Here is a 14,168-nt window from a genome sequence, read left to right as displayed (position 1 = left end):
CCCTGGTGTTGAACGACAACGAAACGCCCGGTCCCTCGCCAGAGGAACCGGGCGTTTTCGTGCACGCATGCTGCCGGATGTCGAGACCATGCCTCGCTCGCTGCTGAGCCTGGCCTGCAAGCCTGCGGCAGCGCCTCAGGCTTGCTCTGCCAGGCGACGAGCCCCTACCCAGTCCAGCGCAAACTGGTAGGCACAGCGGCCGCTGCGTCCGCCTCTCATGGTGGCAAAGCGGGTGGCCGCCACCGGCGCTTCGTCATCCCAGTCCTGCGGCTGGCCCAGGCGCTCGACCCAGTGGCGACAGGTATCGAGATAGGTCTCCCGGTTGAACGGATGAAACGCCAGCCACAACCCGAAGCGGTCGGACAGCGAGATCTTCTCCTCCACCGCATCGCCGTGGTGCAACTCCTCGCCGTCCGGCGTCAGGTGGCTCTGCTGGTTGTCGCTCATATGCTCCGGCATCAGGTGGCGCCGGTTGGAGGTGGCGTAGATCAGCACGTTTTCCGGGGGGCCGGTCAGGGTGCCGTCAAGGACACTCTTGAGCGCCTTGTAGGCGTCGTCGGAGCCTTCGAAGGACAGATCATCGCAGTACACCACGAAGCGCGCCGGTTCGTGACGCAACTGCTCCACCAGCAGCGGCAGCCCGGCCAGGTCGTGGCGGTCCACCTGGATCAGCCGCAGACCTTCGTCAGCCAAGGTGTTGAGCAGCGCGCGCACCATCGACGACTTGCCGCTGCCACGAGAGCCCCACAGCAGCGCGTGATTGGCCGGCAGGCCACGCAGAAAGGCCCGCGTATTGGCCAGCAGCTCGCGCTTCTGGCGCTCCACCCCGACCAGGTCGTCCAGGCTCAGGGCATCCCGAGGCGGCACCGGCACCAGTTGCCCGCCGAGGGCGTGGCGCTGCCACAGCGCAGCGACGTCACGACGCCAGTCCACCGCAGGGCGGGGCTCGGGCAGCCAGGGTTCGACGCGATCGAGAAGGGCCAGCAGGCGCTGGGCGAGTTGAGTGTCCATCGAGGCAGGTGTCCTTGTAACAAATGATGGCCGCCGGTCAGGGTCTGTCGCTCGATAGCGACCGGCCGTGCACTACCTTTGCTGTTGACCCTTCCAGCAGTCCGGGTATCTTGAGGCCAGTTGCCACCGATTCTACACGCTCGGGCTCGACCCCGGCGGATCATGACAAGGAGACCCCCCATGCGCTGGATGAAGGCCGTGGGCGCCTGCGCCCTGATGGTTACCGTTGCTGCCTGTTCCACCTCACCCACTGGTCGCTCCCAGATGCTGTTGCTGGACGAACAGCAGCTCAGCCAGATGGGGGCCCAGGCCTTCGACCAGTACCAGCAGGAGCTGCCCACCGTGAGCGGGCGCCAGCTCGAGTACGTGCAGTGCGTGACCCGCAACGTGGTCCAGGCGCTGCCGGAAGACCAGCGCAATCAGAACTGGCAGGTCAAGGTGTTCGAGTCCGAGGACGCCAACGCCTTTGCCCTGCCGGGCGGCTACGTGGGGGTCAACACCGGCCTGCTCGACGTCGCCACCAACCAGGACCAGCTGGCCACCGTCATCGGCCACGAGATCGGCCACGTGCTGGCCCACCACGCCAACGAGCGCGCCTCCACCGAAAGCGCGACCCAGCTTGGCATGTCGGTGGTCGGTACGGCCCTCGGCTCCCAGGGGGTCACCGGCAGCGACCAGCTGATGGCGGCCATGGGCATGGGCGCCCAGTACGGCATCCTGCTGCCGTTCTCGCGCAGTCACGAGAGCGAGGCCGACACCATCGGTCTGCAGCTGATGGCCGACGCCGGCTTCGATCCCCGCGCCAGCGTCCAGCTGTGGCAGAACATGAGCGCCGCCGGCGGCGGCCAGCCGCCGGAGTGGATGTCCACCCACCCGGCACACGGCAACCGTATCGCCGGGCTCGAGGCGGGCATGAACGACGCCATGGCACGCTACGAGCAAGCCCAGGCACGTGGCCTGACGCCCAGCTGCAAGGCGCCCTGAACCAGAACAGCCCAGGCCCGTGGCCTGACGCCCAGCTGCCAAGGCGCCCTGAACCAGAACAGCCCAGGCCCGTGGCCTGACGCCTAACTGCAAGGCGCCCTGAACCAGAACAGCCCCTGCCCTGCAGCCTGTCCCCAGGCTACTGACAAGGGGGCATCTATCGCCGAGGCCTCTATTCCTGGAGGCCTCGGCTCCCGTCACTTCCACGCTTCGTTGGTGCCATGAAACTCACCTCCACCAGGCTCGGCCTGATCCTGCTCGTCGTGCCCATTGTGGTGTTGTTGACCCTGTTCTTTGTGGAACTCGGCGATATCCGCCAGTGCGAACTGGTCGACCAGGGCCACTGGAACTACCTGGCCGGCCACTGTGGCGACACGCCGTCGCCCTTCGTCCCCTGGATCGTTCGCAGCCCCTGGCTGGTCAACGGCGGCCTGCTGGTGTCGGTGGTCGGGCTGGGGCTGTGCATGCTGGGACTCTACCGTCGACGCGGCTGAATCGCGGCGCGTGGCTGCTGGCTGACGACCAGGGGCTGACGGCTCCTGACCGACGACAACGACGCCCAATGACAACGGCGCCCCATGGCAATGAGCCAGGGGCGCCGTTGTCGTTGCTGCCGATATGTCCGCGAAAGCGGCTTCAGCCGGCGTCGAGCTCTGCTCGCAGCTTTCGGTGCAGCGGGCCGGTGTCCGGCGTGACGCCACGCCAGTGTTCAAAGGCCGCCGCCGCCTGTTCCACCAGCATGCCGAGACCATCGCTGGTACTCGCCCCCCGCTCGGCCGACCAGGCCAGAAACACCGTCGGCTCGGCGCCGTACATCATGTCGTAGGCGACAGCCCCCTCGTTGAAGAGATCCTCAGGCAGCGGCGGCAGGTCACCGGCAAGGCTTGCGCTGGTGCCGTTGATGACCAGGTCATAGCGCTCGTCAGCGGCGTCATAGCCACCGCCCTGGATGGGGCCCAGGTCGGCGAAATCCCGCGCCAGCGCCTCGGCCTTGGCGGCGGTACGGTTGGCCAGCCGCAGCGAGGCGGGACGTCGCGACAGCAGCGTCTCCAGCGCGCCGCGCACCGCGCCTCCGGCACCCAGCACCAGGATACGTGCACCCTCAAGCCTTACCTGCTGGCGCTCCAGGTCCGCCACCAGGCCAATACCATCGGTATTGTGACCCTCGACGCTGCCATCGGCCTTGAGCGTCAGGGTATTGACCGCCCCGGCCCGCTGCGCCTGCTCGCTCAGGCTGTCGCACAGTCGATAGGCGTCTTCCTTGAATGGCACCGTGACGCTGGCGCCTCGCCCGCCCTCGGCAACGAAGGCGCGCCAGGCACCGACGAAGTCCTCCAGTGGCGCCTCGATGGCGGTGTATTCCAGCGATTCACCGGTCTGCTCGGCAAAGGTGTTGTGGATCGCCGGCGATTTCGAATGCCCCACCGGATTGCCGAACACACAGTAGCGATCGTTCATCGGACGGTTAACCTCGCTCTTGACGTTGTCGTATGCCGCATTGTGACCGCTGACGGTCATCGCGCTTGGCTCGAGGCCTCTTCACCAAGCCAGTCCCGGGGCACCAGATAGGCATCCAGCGCCGCCTCGGGAGAGCCGGGTTGCGGCCGGTAGTCGTACTGCCAGCGGGCCAGCGGCGGCATCGACATCAGGATGGACTCGGTGCGACCGCCGCTCTGCAGGCCAAACAGGGTGCCACGGTCCCAGACCAGGTTGAATTCCACGTAGCGACCTCGCCGATACAGCTGGAATTCACGTTCGCGCTCGCCCCAGGAGGTATCGCGACGTCGTTCCACGATGGGCAGATAGGCGTTCAGGAAGCCATCCCCTACCGCGCGCTGAAACGCGAAGCAGCGGTCGAACCCCCCCTCGTTGAGGTCATCGAAGAACAGCCCACCGACACCACGGGTCTCGCCTCGGTGCTTGAGGAAAAAGTAGTCGTCGCACCAGCGCTTGTAGCGGTCGTAGACGTCGTCACCGAACGGCTGGCACAGCTCATGGGCCACCCGGTGCCAGTGACAGGCGTCTTCAAACTGGGGGTAGTAGGGCGTCAGGTCAAAGCCACCGCCAAACCACCATACCGGTGCCTCGCCCTCGGCACTGGCGATAAAGAAGCGCACATTGCCGTGGCTGGTGGGTACGTGGGGATTACGCGGATGCAGCACCCAGGACACCCCCACCGCCTGAAAGCCGCGCCCGGCGAGTTCCGGGCGTGCTGCGGTGGCCGCCGGAGGCAGGGTCGCGCCGTGGACGTGGGAGAAATTGACCCCGCCCTTTTCGAACAGCGCGCCTTCCTCGATGACCCGGGAACGGCCGCCACCGCCTTCCTCACGCACCCAGTCGTCTTCATGGAAGCGCCCTTCGCCGTCGGCCTCGGCCAGGGCCTCGCACAGGCGATCCTGCAATTCCAGCAGGTAGCGTTTGACCTCTTCGAGATTGGGCTCGGACACGTCTGCTCCTGTTGTTAAGTAAAAAGCGATGAGTAAAAACGATGAACAAAAGCGATGCGTAAAAAGGTGCGCCCAGGGCCGTGCCGAGAGCCATGTCAGTGGCGCAGGGTCTCGCGGCTTAGCAGGTCACGGATGGTGCTGGGGCGAGGATTGCCGCCCAGCGCTCCCGGCACGACCGCGTCCAGCTCGTTGCCGAAGATGCGCCGAATGTCCGCTTCGCTCATGGCCGGCGCTTCTCCTGCCCGGTTGGCCGAGGTGGACACCAGCGGCCCGCCGAAGGCACGACACAGCGCCTGTACACCGGGATGATCGCTGACCCTCAGCGCCACCTTGTCGTGGCAGCCTCGTACCAGCGACGGGGTGCGACCATTGTCCGGCACCAGCCAGGTGTTGGGGCCCGGCCAGCTGGCGACAAGAGGCGCATGAAGGTCGGCCGGCAATCCTTCGAGCCAGGGACCAAACTGCTCGATGGTGGCGGCGATCAGGATCACCCCCTTGGCCGGGTCACGGCGCTTCAGGCGTAACAGCCGGGTCAGCGCCTCTTCGTTGTCGGGATCGCAGCCCAGGCCCCAGACGGCCTCGGTGGGATAGGCAATGACACCGCCACGACGCAGGGCGTCGACGACGGGCACGAGGGAGGAATCGGAATCACTCATGGGGTCGTTATCTGAATCGGTACCAAATCGAAAGATCAGGGTAGGGAGTATCGTTGCGCCATGCTAGCACGGCGTCGGGACTTGCGTCGCACGCCGCTGTCGCCGCCGACGTAGGCGATCCGCTCGTTCCCCCACGGCCATTGGCACCCTGTTCGGCCGGGCCTCGTCATCGGGCGGCTAGCCCTTGCCACCATCCAGACGCACCCACCCGCCGGCCACCAGCCCGGCCTGTCCTGCGATCTCGAGCAGCGTCAGTTCACGCTGGCAGGCGGCCACATCGCATCCCGCCAGCCCCATCAGATCGTCCACCGCCAACGGGGTGGCGCTCAGCAGATCGAGCAGCTTGCGACCGGGGGAAGGCGCGGCCCTGGCCCCGGTGCGTTCGGAGGCGCTGTCTAGAGGACTATCGACAGGATTATCGACAGAGCTATCTACAGGACCATCTACATGGCGATCTACACGACTATCTACAGGATCATCGGCGGCACCAGCCGCAATGTTCTGCGGGATCGCGCGTCGCGGCCCCCAGCACGCCAGTTCCTCGAACAGGTCGTCGGGGTGTCTGACCAGGGCGGCGCCCTCGCGGATCAGCCGCAGGCAGCCCCTGGCCTGGGGCGAGTGGATGGAGCCGGGTAGCGCCAATACCTCGCGGCCCTGCTCACCGGCCAGGCGGGCACTGACCAGCGAGCCGCTGTGTTCGGCGGCCTCCACCACCAGCACACCGCAGGACAGCCCGGTGACGATGCGGTTGCGCCGGGGAAAATCCCCCGAGCGTGGCCGCACGCCAGGGGGAGACTCCGCCAGCAGCAGGCCCCCGTCGTCGCGCAGGCGCCGATACAGGGCGCCGTGCTGGCCGGGATAGACCACGTCGACGCCGCCGGCCAGCACCGCGATACTGCGCCCCCCAAGATCCAGCGCCGCCGCCTGGGCGGCACCGTCGATGCCGAGCGCCATGCCGCTGACCAGACACCAGCCGGCCTCCGCCAGCGCCACCGCAAAACTGCGCGCATTGACCAAGCCCTCGCGGGTGGGCCGCCGCGACCCCACCAGGGCAAGCCTCGGCGGTACCAGGGCATCGAGATCGCCAAGCGCCCACAGCAGCACCGGCGGGTCCGGGATCTGGTCGAGCAGGGCCGGCCAGCGCGGATGATCGGGATGCAGCAGGTGGCGCGCCTCGGCCCGCTCATGGAGGCGGCCTCCATTGGCAGCGCTGCGCGCTTTCCCGCCGTCGCCGGCAAGCCACGCCTCGGCTTGCTCGATCAACGCCGTCAGCGGGCTGCGTCTGGGATGATCCAGCCACAAGCGCAGTTCCGCCGCGGCCCCGGGCGGCAGCCGGGCCAGCCAGCCACCGGGCCAGTCAGGGTTTAGCTGGCGCAGGCGAGCCAACCGTCGTGGGCCCACCTGAGGCAGTGCGTTCAACGCCATCCAGCGTGCGAAGCCAAGTTCCATGACAGAGCCCTCCCTGGCCGAGTGCCGGCAGTATAGGCAGGCAGGCGCGACACGCCTTGGCGGTCTTCGCCGTCTCGGCTCCAGGCGGTGCGCGACGGCGATTCTGGCATGTTATAGTAGCGACCTATCACGCTCATTGGCGCCAACGACTAGGGTCACTCCCGGCGTCGTCCTAGAATGGGCAACACGAACCGAACGAATAACGGTGGTACCACAGCATGGCCAGACTCCCCATTCTCGAGTTTCCCGACGAGCGGCTGCGCAACAAGGCAGTGCCCGTCGAAAACATCGATGACGAGGTCCGCCAGCTGGTCGATGACATGCTGGAGACCATGTACGCCGCACCGGGTATCGGCCTCGCCGCCACTCAGGTGGACGTGCATCGCCGAGTCATCGTGATCGACGTCAGCGAAGATCAGTCCACCCCGTTGGTGCTGATCAACCCCGAGGTCACCCCGCTGGGGGACGAACGGGAACCGATGCAGGAAGGCTGCCTGTCGATCCCCGAGTACTACGCCGAGGTGCCGCGCGCGCTGCGGGTAAAGCTGAAGGCTCAGGGACGCGACGGCGAGCCCTACGAGCTCGAAGCCGACGGACTGCTGGCCCACTGCATCCAGCATGAGCTCGACCACCTCGAGGGCGTGCTGTTCGTCGACTACCTGTCACCGCTCAAGCGTGACCGGGTGATGAAGAAGATGCAGAAGCGCCATCGCCAGATGCAGGGCGCCTGAGCCGCTGCGCAGCCCTCAAGCCGCCGCCATCTCGGCCCCGCAACCGCCTACGACGAAGACCGACAACGTGAATCACGTTGTCGGTCTTCGTCGTCTCGCCCGTCTCCGTTACTATTGTCCCCGCATTCTTCGGCCAAGGCCCTGAACATGACCCGATCGCTGCGCGTGATCTTCGCTGGCACGCCCGACTTCGCCGCCGAGAGTCTCTCGGCGCTGCTGGCCAGTCACCACCAGGTGATTGCCGTCTATACCCAACCCGATCGCCCCGCCGGACGCGGCCGCAAGCTGACGCCAAGCCCGGTCAAGTCGCTGGCGCTGGAGCACGGCCTGCCGGTGTACCAGCCCGAGCGGCTCAGGGACGAAGCCGAACAGCGCGCCCTGGCCGCGCTGGACGCCGACGTCATGGTGGTGGTGGCCTACGGCCTGATCCTGCCGCTGCCGGTACTCGAGGCACCGCGCCTGGGCTGCCTCAACGTCCACGCCTCGCTGCTGCCACGCTGGCGCGGTGCAGCGCCGATTCAGCGGGCGATCGAGGCCGGCGATGACGAGAGCGGCGTCACCATCATGCAGATGGACGAGGGACTCGATACCGGCGACATGCTGATCATCCGGCGCACCGAGATCCTGCCCACCACCACCGGCGGCGAGTTGCACGATCGCCTGGCCGAGATCGGTGGCAAGGCCATGGTCGAGGCCCTCGACCGACTCGCCGACGGTGAGCTTGCCGCCACGCCGCAGCCCGAACAGGGCGTCACCTACGCCTCCAAGCTCAGCAAGGCCGAGGCCGAGCTGGACTTCGCCCAGCCCGCCGCGACCCTGGCCGCCCGGGTGCGCGCCTTCAATCCCTGGCCGGTGACCTGGTGCGCGCTGGGCGATGAGCGTCTACGTATCCACCTGGCCGAGCCGGCCGATGGCGGCGCACCAGAGTCGCCCGGCACCATCACCCGCGCCGACACCGAGCTGCTGGTGGCCTGTGGCGCCGAGGGCCGCGAGCGCCTTCGCATCACCCGGGCCCAGCTGCCCGGCGGCAAGGCGCTGGCGGTATCCGAGCTGTTGCGCGCCAGGGCCGAACGCTTTCCCCAGGGCACGCTGCTGGGACGTCCTTTCCCGGAGACCTCCGCATGAGCGATTCTCAACCCCCACGCGATCGCAAGCCACCCCACCATGGCCGTCGTCACGCCAACGCCCGACGCGACATGGGTGACTGTGTCCGCGCCGCCGCAGCCAAGGCGTTGGTGCCGGTGATCACCGGCAAGGGCTCGCTGGCCACCCTGGACGACCACCAGGTGGTGGCCCGAGACCGTGCCCTGTTCAAGGCCATGTGCTTCGGCGTCTGCCGCACCCTGCCACGGCTCGAGGCACTGGCCGCTCAGCTACTCGAGAAACCGTTCAAGAGTCGCGATGCCGACATCCAAGCGCTGCTGCTGCTGGGCGCCTATCAACTCCTGTACCTGCGCATCCCGGCCCACGCGGCGGTAGGCGAGACCGCCGGTGCCGCGCGACTGCTCGGCAAGGCCTGGGCCACCCGGGTGCTCAACGGCTGTCTGCGCCGGCTGCAGCGCGAGTCGTCGACGCTGGAAGCCGAAGTCGACCGTGACCCGGCGGTGGCGCTGTTGCACCCACGCTGGTGGCTCAAGTCGCTGCGCCAGGCCTGGCCCGATGACTGGCAGGCGATCTGCGAGGCCAACAACCAGCCCGGACCGATGACCCTGAGGGTCAATCGTCGCCACAACGACCGCGAGCAGTATCTGGATATCCTCGACGGTGCCGGCATCTCCGCCAGACTGTGCGCCCACGCCCCGGACGGGCTGGTGCTGGAGACCGCCCGCGACGTGGAGGCGCTGCCCGGCTTCGCTCAGGGCCACGTCAGTGTCCAGGACGAGGCCGCCCAACTGGCTGCGGTGCTGCTTGGCCCGGTAGTGGCACCGCGGCCGGGTGCACGGGTGCTCGACGCCTGCTGCGCCCCCGGTGGCAAGACCGCTCACCTGCTCGAGCTGTTCGACGTCGACCTGCACGCCATCGACTCCGATGCCGCGCGCCTGGCACGGGTGGAAGACACCCTGACTCGTCTGGGCCTGTCGGCGACCCTGGCCCAGGGCGACGCCACCGAGCGTGACTGGTGGGACGGCACCCCGTTCGACGCCATCCTGCTCGACGCCCCCTGCTCCGGCAGTGGCGTCATCCGCCGTCATCCCGACATCAAGCGCCTGCGTCGGCCCAGCGACATTGCCCAGCTGGCGCAGTTGCAGCGCGCGTTGCTCGACAATCTGTGGCCGCTGCTCAAGCCCGGCGGCACCTTGCTCTACGCCACCTGCTCGGTGCTGCCGGAAGAGAATCGCGACCAGATCCGCGACTTTCTCGCGCGCACCCCGGACGCCAGCGAGCAGATGCCCGACGGCATCGCCTGGGGCCAGGTTTCCGGGGCCGGACGCCAACTGTTACCGAAGGTCGACAGCCATGACGGCTTCTTCTATGCCAGACTGGTGAAAGCGGGCCGCTAGTCCGACCAGGACGTCGGCCTGGCCGCCCGTGACCTATGCTTCTCCAACAGGGAGTCTGTATGAGCCAACACGTCTACAAGCAGATCGAGTTGACCGGTTCCTCGGAAACCAGCATCGAAGATGCGGTGCAGCGGGCCATCACCAAGGCCTCGGAAACCGTGCATGACCTGCGCTGGTTCGAGGTGACCGATACCCGCGGCCATATCGAGAATGGCCGGGTGGCCCACTGGCAGGTCACGGTCAAGGTCGGCTTCACCCTCGACTGACCTCCGAGGCTGATTCGACCCGGAGACCCACGGGACTTGCATTGCACAAGTCCTGCGGTGTTTCCTTTCAGCACAGGGCGGGACTCTCCCGCCCTGTTGTACTGTTCAGAGCTCGGGTATGCTGGCTCAATGCTGCAACGCACCATAGGCTCTGAACCCCTCTTCGGACACGACGACGATGAAGATCATCATTCTCGGCGCCGGCCAGGTTGGCGGCACCCTGGCGGAGCACCTGGCCCGCGAGGAGAACGACATCACGGTGGTGGACACCGACGGTGAGCGCCTGCGCGAGCTGCATACCCGGCTCGACATCCGCACCGTCTCCGGGGCGGCCTCCTACCCCATGGTGCTACGCCAGGCCGGCTGCGAAGACGCCGACATGCTGATCGCGGTGACCAACTCCGACGAGGTCAACATGATCGCCTGTCAGGTCGCCCATACCCTGTTTCGTACCCCGACCAAGATTGCCCGAGTGCGCGCCACCGCCTACCTGGCGCGCAAGGGACTGTTCGCCCACGAGGCGGTGCCCATCGACGTGCTGATCAGCCCCGAGCAGGTGGTCACCGACCATATTCGCCGGTTGATCGAGCACCCCGGCGCCCTGCAGGTGCTGGAATTCGCCGGTGGACTGGTCCAACTGGTGGCGGTCAAGGCCTTCTACGGCGGTCCGCTGGTCGGCCAGGAGCTCGGCTTCCTGCGCCGTCACATGCCCAGCGTCGACACCCGGGTGGCCGCCATCTACCGGCGCAACCGTCCGATCATTCCGCGTGGCGACACCGTGATCGAGGCCGACGACGAGGTCTTCTTCATCGCCGCCCGGCGCGATATCCGCGCGGTGATGAGCGAGCTGAGGCGACTGGATCGCGACTTCCGCCGGGTGGTGATCGCCGGCGGCGGCAACATCGGCGAGCGCCTGGCCGAGCACCTCGAGCACAGCCACCAGGTCAAGATGATCGAGCACAGCCTCGAGCGCTGCACCCAGCTCTCCGAACGCCTCGACCGCACCGTGGTACTGCACGGCAGCGCGACCAGCAAACGCCTGCTGGAAGAGGAGAACATCGAGGACTGCGACATCTTCTGCGCGCTGACCAACGACGACGAGGTCAACATCATGTCGTCGATGCTGGCCAAGCGTATGGGTGCCAAGAAGGTGCTCACCCTGATCAACAACGCCGCCTACGTGGATCTGGTCCAGGGCGGCGAGATCGACATCGCCATCTCGCCCCAGCAGGCCACCATCGGCAGCCTGCTGACCCATGTGCGCCGCGGTGACATCGTCAACGTCCACTCGCTGCGCCGCGGCGCCGCCGAGGCCATCGAGGCCATCGCCCACGGCGACAGCCAGTCCTCCCGGGTGGTCGGTCGTGCCATCGGCGACATCGACCTGCCCGGTGGCTCAACCATTGGCGCGGTGGTGCGCGGCAAGGAAGTGCTGATCGCCCACGACGACGTGGTGGTGGAGAGCGGTGACCACGTCATCCTGTTCGTGGTCGACAAGCGCAAGATCCGTGACGTCGAACGCCTGTTCCAGGTCGGATTGACCTTTTTCTGATGGGCGCGCCCCTCGCCCCTGCCGCCATACCAAGGAGAGCCGCCGCATGAGTCCGATGCCGACCGGGCTTGAGACGACGACCCGTCCCGACATGTCCCCCGCCTGTTGCCGTCAGCAAAGGGGCAAGACGCCATGAGCCTGAGGATGATCCTGCGCATTCTCGGGCTGCTGCTGATGATGTTCAGCCTGACCATGGTGCCGCCCATCGCCATCTCGCTGTTGTTCGGCGACGGCACCTGGGACGCCTTTTTGATTGCCATCGCCATCACCGTGCTGACCGGCGCGCTGATGTTCCTGCCCAATCGTCGCGCCCGGCGGGAGTTGCGCACCCGCGACGGCTTTTTGATCGCCGCCATGTTCTGGACGGTGCTGGGGCTGTTCGGTTCGCTGCCGCTGATGCTCACCGGCAGCACCGCACTGTCGTTCACCGACGCGGTGTTCGAATCGTTCTCGGGGCTGACCACCACCGGTGCCACGGTGATCACCGGCATCGACTTCCTGCCCGAGGCGATCCTCTACTACCGTCAGCAGCTGCAGTGGCTCGGTGGCATGGGCATCGTGGTGCTGGCGGTGGCGATCCTGCCGACCCTGGGGGTCGGCGGCATGGCGCTGTACCGTACCGAGATCCCGGGGCCGCTCAAGGATTCCAAGCTGACCCCGCGGATCACCGAGACCGCCAAGGCACTGTGGTACATCTACGCCACCCTGACGGTGGTGTGCATGCTGGCCTACATGGCCGCCGGGATGGACTGGTTCGACGCCCTGGGTCACAGCTTCTCCACCGTGGCCATCGGCGGTTTCTCGACCCACGACGCCAGCATCGGCTACTTCGACAGCGCGGTGATCGAGGCCATCTGCATCGTCTTCATGCTGATCTCCGCGCTCAGTTTCAGCCTGCACTTCCTGGCCTGGCGCGAACGCCGTATCGGCCACTACTGGGAAGACTCCGAGGCGCGCTTTCTGTTGCTGTACCTGACGGGACTGGCCAGCATCACCGTGGTGGTGCTGTGGTTGACCGGCACCGAAGAAACCACCGTGGGACTTCGCCACGGCATCTTCGAGGTGGTCTCGGTGGCCACCACCGCCGGCTTTTCTGTGGCCGACTTCTCCGCCTGGCCCGGCGCCCTGCCGCTTTTGCTGTTCATCGCCGCCTTCGTCGGCGCCAGCTCCGGCTCCACCGGCGGCGGCATGAAGGTCATCCGCATCATCCTGATCATCAAGCAGGGCATGCGCGAGATCATGCGCCTGATCCACCCCAATGCGGTGATCGCGGTCAAGATCGGCAAGGTCAGCGTACCCGACGGCATCGCCCAGGCGGTGTGGGGCTTCTTCTCGGCCTATGTGCTGCTGTTCTTCCTGATGCTGGTGGGGGTGATGGCCACCGGGGTCGACCAGGTCACCGCCTGGTCCACGGTGGGCTCGGCGCTCAACAATCTGGGGCCGGCGCTGGGCGAGGCCAGTATGCACTACGGTGACATGCCGACCATGGCCAAGTGGATCCTGGTGATGGCGATGCTGATGGGCCGCCTGGAGATCTTTACCGTTCTGGTGTTGTTTACCCCGGCCTTCTGGCGCAAATAGGACCGATCCTGGCGCCCTTTCCTTTGCCGTAGCCCTTCGCTAGAGGGCGGTGTCGGCACCCGCCACCGCCTCTCGCATCACCGAAAGCGCCCGCTGTGCCCGGGCCGACAGTGGCCACTCGGCGCGCTGGATCAGGTAGAGGGTATCGCTGACCTCGGGGGCACCCTCGACCACACGGATGGCGTGCTGGTCCTCGAAGGCCTCCCGGGCAAAGCGTGGCAACACGCTGAAGCCCAGCCCCTGGGCCACCGGCGCCAGGATCAGGCCAATCTGATTGGTAAAGCCGCTGCGCGGCCAGCGAGCGTAGCCCGGCGAGCCCGGAAAGCGCCGACTGAGCAGACGGGTGGCCAGAGCCTTGCCATCCGGATGGTCGATAAAGCCCAGCGCCATCAGATCATCGAATGTCTCGACACGGGTGTTGGCCGGCACCACCAGTTCCAGCGCCTCGGTGGCAAACTCGCTGACCGTCAGACTGGCGTCGTCGGGACGCTCGCCCACCAGCCCCATCTCCACCTTGCCGTCGATGACGGCCTCGACGATCTCCCGCGTCGGACCGAAGCGATGGCGAATCGCCAGCCCCGGCGCGCGCTTCTGCAACGCCAGCAGACGCGGGTAGATCGCAAGCCCGATGCTCCCTGGCGTCATCAGGCTGATCTCACCATGATCGTCCAGGTCGCCGGCCAGGCGCTGGGTGAGGCGCTGATCGACCCGTTCACGTTCGTTCAGATAGTCCAGCAGGGCGTGGCCGGCCGGGGTCAGCTCGAGCCGCCGAGGCCGGCGAATGAACAACAGTCCCAGCTCGGCCTCCAGGCGCTGGATATGCTGGCTGACCGCCGCCTGGGTCAGATCAAGGCGCTCGGCGGCGCGGGTAAAGTTGCCCTGCTCCACCAACGCCTGAAACGAGCGTAGCCAGAGCGGATTTGCCATAAGCATCTATTATCATCACCATAACGTCGCGTCGATTTTCATTATAGCGATCCCGGCCCAGAC

Annotated in this window: 14 protein-coding genes; 8 read left to right on the top strand and 6 right to left on the bottom strand. The window is 66.8% G+C overall.

The features are described 5' to 3' along the window. Positions 1–135 precede the first annotated feature (135 nt). A complete protein-coding gene (locus tag C6W88_RS01370) occupies positions 136–1,011 on the bottom strand; it encodes an ATP-binding protein (protein ID WP_045992741.1) in 876 nt (291 codons plus the stop codon). 180 nt (positions 1,012–1,191) lie between these two features. Here C6W88_RS01370 and C6W88_RS01365 point away from each other — a divergent pair, with 180 nt between their 5' ends. Then, positions 1,192–1,995 (top strand): M48 family metallopeptidase, encoded by an 804-nt coding sequence (locus tag C6W88_RS01365; protein WP_108131243.1) that lies wholly within the window; start codon positions 1,192–1,194, stop codon positions 1,993–1,995. Between the two features lie 221 nt (positions 1,996–2,216). After that, positions 2,217–2,489 (top strand): hypothetical protein, encoded by a 273-nt coding sequence (locus C6W88_RS01360; RefSeq protein ID WP_045992739.1) that lies wholly within the window; start codon positions 2,217–2,219, stop codon positions 2,487–2,489. Between the two features lie 142 nt (positions 2,490–2,631). Here C6W88_RS01360 and aroE read toward each other — a convergent pair whose 3' ends face one another. From aroE to dprA, 4 genes are all read right to left on the bottom strand, one after another. Then, positions 2,632–3,453, bottom strand: a complete 822-nt coding sequence (aroE, locus tag C6W88_RS01355; RefSeq protein ID WP_108131606.1) for a shikimate dehydrogenase — start codon at positions 3,451–3,453, stop codon at positions 2,632–2,634. A 56-nt stretch (positions 3,454–3,509) separates the two neighbouring features. Continuing rightward, on the bottom strand, positions 3,510–4,442 hold the full coding sequence (gene hemF / locus C6W88_RS01350) for an oxygen-dependent coproporphyrinogen oxidase (protein ID WP_108131242.1): 933 nt from the start codon (positions 4,440–4,442) through the stop codon (positions 3,510–3,512). A gap of 95 nt (positions 4,443–4,537) precedes the next feature. Continuing rightward, positions 4,538–5,098 carry an L-threonylcarbamoyladenylate synthase type 1 TsaC gene (locus C6W88_RS01345; protein WP_108131241.1) on the bottom strand — a complete coding sequence of 187 codons (561 nt, stop codon included), beginning with the start codon at positions 5,096–5,098 and terminating at the stop codon, positions 4,538–4,540. A gap of 177 nt (positions 5,099–5,275) precedes the next feature. After that, entirely contained in the window at positions 5,276–6,547 is a 1,272-nt protein-coding gene (dprA, locus tag C6W88_RS01340) for a DNA-processing protein DprA (RefSeq protein WP_108131240.1), read from the bottom strand. A 218-nt stretch (positions 6,548–6,765) separates the two neighbouring features. Here dprA and def point away from each other — a divergent pair, with 218 nt between their 5' ends. The 6 genes from def to C6W88_RS01310 all read left to right on the top strand — a co-directional run bounded on the left by def (position 6,766) and on the right by C6W88_RS01310 (position 13,178). Next, entirely contained in the window at positions 6,766–7,278 is a 513-nt protein-coding gene (gene def / locus C6W88_RS01335; protein WP_108131239.1) for a peptide deformylase, read from the top strand. A gap of 147 nt (positions 7,279–7,425) precedes the next feature. Then, positions 7,426–8,403, top strand: a complete 978-nt coding sequence (fmt, locus tag C6W88_RS01330) for a methionyl-tRNA formyltransferase (protein ID WP_108131238.1) — start codon at positions 7,426–7,428, stop codon at positions 8,401–8,403. Positions 8,404–8,474: 71 nt separating this feature from the next. Beyond that, the gene (gene rsmB, locus C6W88_RS01325; protein WP_045995222.1) at positions 8,475–9,779 is read left to right on the top strand and encodes a 16S rRNA (cytosine(967)-C(5))-methyltransferase RsmB; all 1,305 of its coding nucleotides are present in this window, start codon (positions 8,475–8,477) and stop codon (positions 9,777–9,779) included. A gap of 59 nt (positions 9,780–9,838) precedes the next feature. After that, positions 9,839–10,045, top strand: a complete 207-nt coding sequence (locus tag C6W88_RS01320; protein WP_045995219.1) for a dodecin — start codon at positions 9,839–9,841, stop codon at positions 10,043–10,045. Positions 10,046–10,223: 178 nt separating this feature from the next. After that, positions 10,224–11,597, top strand: a complete 1,374-nt coding sequence (gene trkA / locus C6W88_RS01315) for a Trk system potassium transporter TrkA (RefSeq protein ID WP_045995220.1) — start codon at positions 10,224–10,226, stop codon at positions 11,595–11,597. Positions 11,598–11,729: 132 nt separating this feature from the next. Continuing rightward, positions 11,730–13,178: a TrkH family potassium uptake protein gene (locus tag C6W88_RS01310; protein ID WP_108131237.1), complete on the top strand. Its 1,449-nt coding sequence runs from the start codon at positions 11,730–11,732 to the stop codon at positions 13,176–13,178. 39 nt (positions 13,179–13,217) lie between these two features. Here C6W88_RS01310 and C6W88_RS01305 read toward each other — a convergent pair whose 3' ends face one another. Beyond that, positions 13,218–14,105, bottom strand: coding sequence for a LysR family transcriptional regulator (locus C6W88_RS01305; protein ID WP_108131236.1), 888 nt, complete (start codon positions 14,103–14,105; stop codon positions 13,218–13,220). Positions 14,106–14,168: the final 63 nt, after the last annotated feature.

The sequence above is a fragment of the Halomonas litopenaei genome, from assembly GCF_003045775.1.
Classification (GTDB): domain Bacteria; phylum Pseudomonadota; class Gammaproteobacteria; order Pseudomonadales; family Halomonadaceae; genus Halomonas; species Halomonas litopenaei.
The sequence above is the reverse complement of the archived record's forward strand: the minus strand, read 5'-3'. Positions and strand labels throughout refer to the sequence as shown.

What these genes read in the sequence shown, in the direction of transcription:
- C6W88_RS01370 (WP_045992741.1), bottom strand. Translation starts at nt 1,011, where the DNA reads ATGGACACTCAACTCGCCCAGCGCCTGCTGGCCCTTCTCGATCGCGTC.
- C6W88_RS01365 (WP_108131243.1), top strand. Translation starts at nt 1,192, where the DNA reads ATGCGCTGGATGAAGGCCGTGGGCGCCTGCGCCCTGATGGTTACCGTT.
- C6W88_RS01360 (WP_045992739.1), top strand. Translation starts at nt 2,217, where the DNA reads ATGAAACTCACCTCCACCAGGCTCGGCCTGATCCTGCTCGTCGTGCCC.
- aroE (WP_108131606.1), bottom strand. Translation starts at nt 3,453, where the DNA reads ATGAACGATCGCTACTGTGTGTTCGGCAATCCGGTGGGGCATTCGAAA.
- C6W88_RS01345 (WP_108131241.1), bottom strand. Translation starts at nt 5,098, where the DNA reads ATGAGTGATTCCGATTCCTCCCTCGTGCCCGTCGTCGACGCCCTGCGT.
- dprA (WP_108131240.1), bottom strand. Translation starts at nt 6,547, where the DNA reads ATGGAACTTGGCTTCGCACGCTGGATGGCGTTGAACGCACTGCCTCAG.
- def (WP_108131239.1), top strand. Translation starts at nt 6,766, where the DNA reads ATGGCCAGACTCCCCATTCTCGAGTTTCCCGACGAGCGGCTGCGCAAC.
- fmt (WP_108131238.1), top strand. Translation starts at nt 7,426, where the DNA reads ATGACCCGATCGCTGCGCGTGATCTTCGCTGGCACGCCCGACTTCGCC.
- rsmB (WP_045995222.1), top strand. Translation starts at nt 8,475, where the DNA reads ATGGGTGACTGTGTCCGCGCCGCCGCAGCCAAGGCGTTGGTGCCGGTG.
- C6W88_RS01320 (WP_045995219.1), top strand. Translation starts at nt 9,839, where the DNA reads ATGAGCCAACACGTCTACAAGCAGATCGAGTTGACCGGTTCCTCGGAA.
- trkA (WP_045995220.1), top strand. Translation starts at nt 10,224, where the DNA reads ATGAAGATCATCATTCTCGGCGCCGGCCAGGTTGGCGGCACCCTGGCG.
- C6W88_RS01310 (WP_108131237.1), top strand. Translation starts at nt 11,730, where the DNA reads ATGAGCCTGAGGATGATCCTGCGCATTCTCGGGCTGCTGCTGATGATG.
- C6W88_RS01305 (WP_108131236.1), bottom strand. Translation starts at nt 14,105, where the DNA reads ATGGCAAATCCGCTCTGGCTACGCTCGTTTCAGGCGTTGGTGGAGCAG.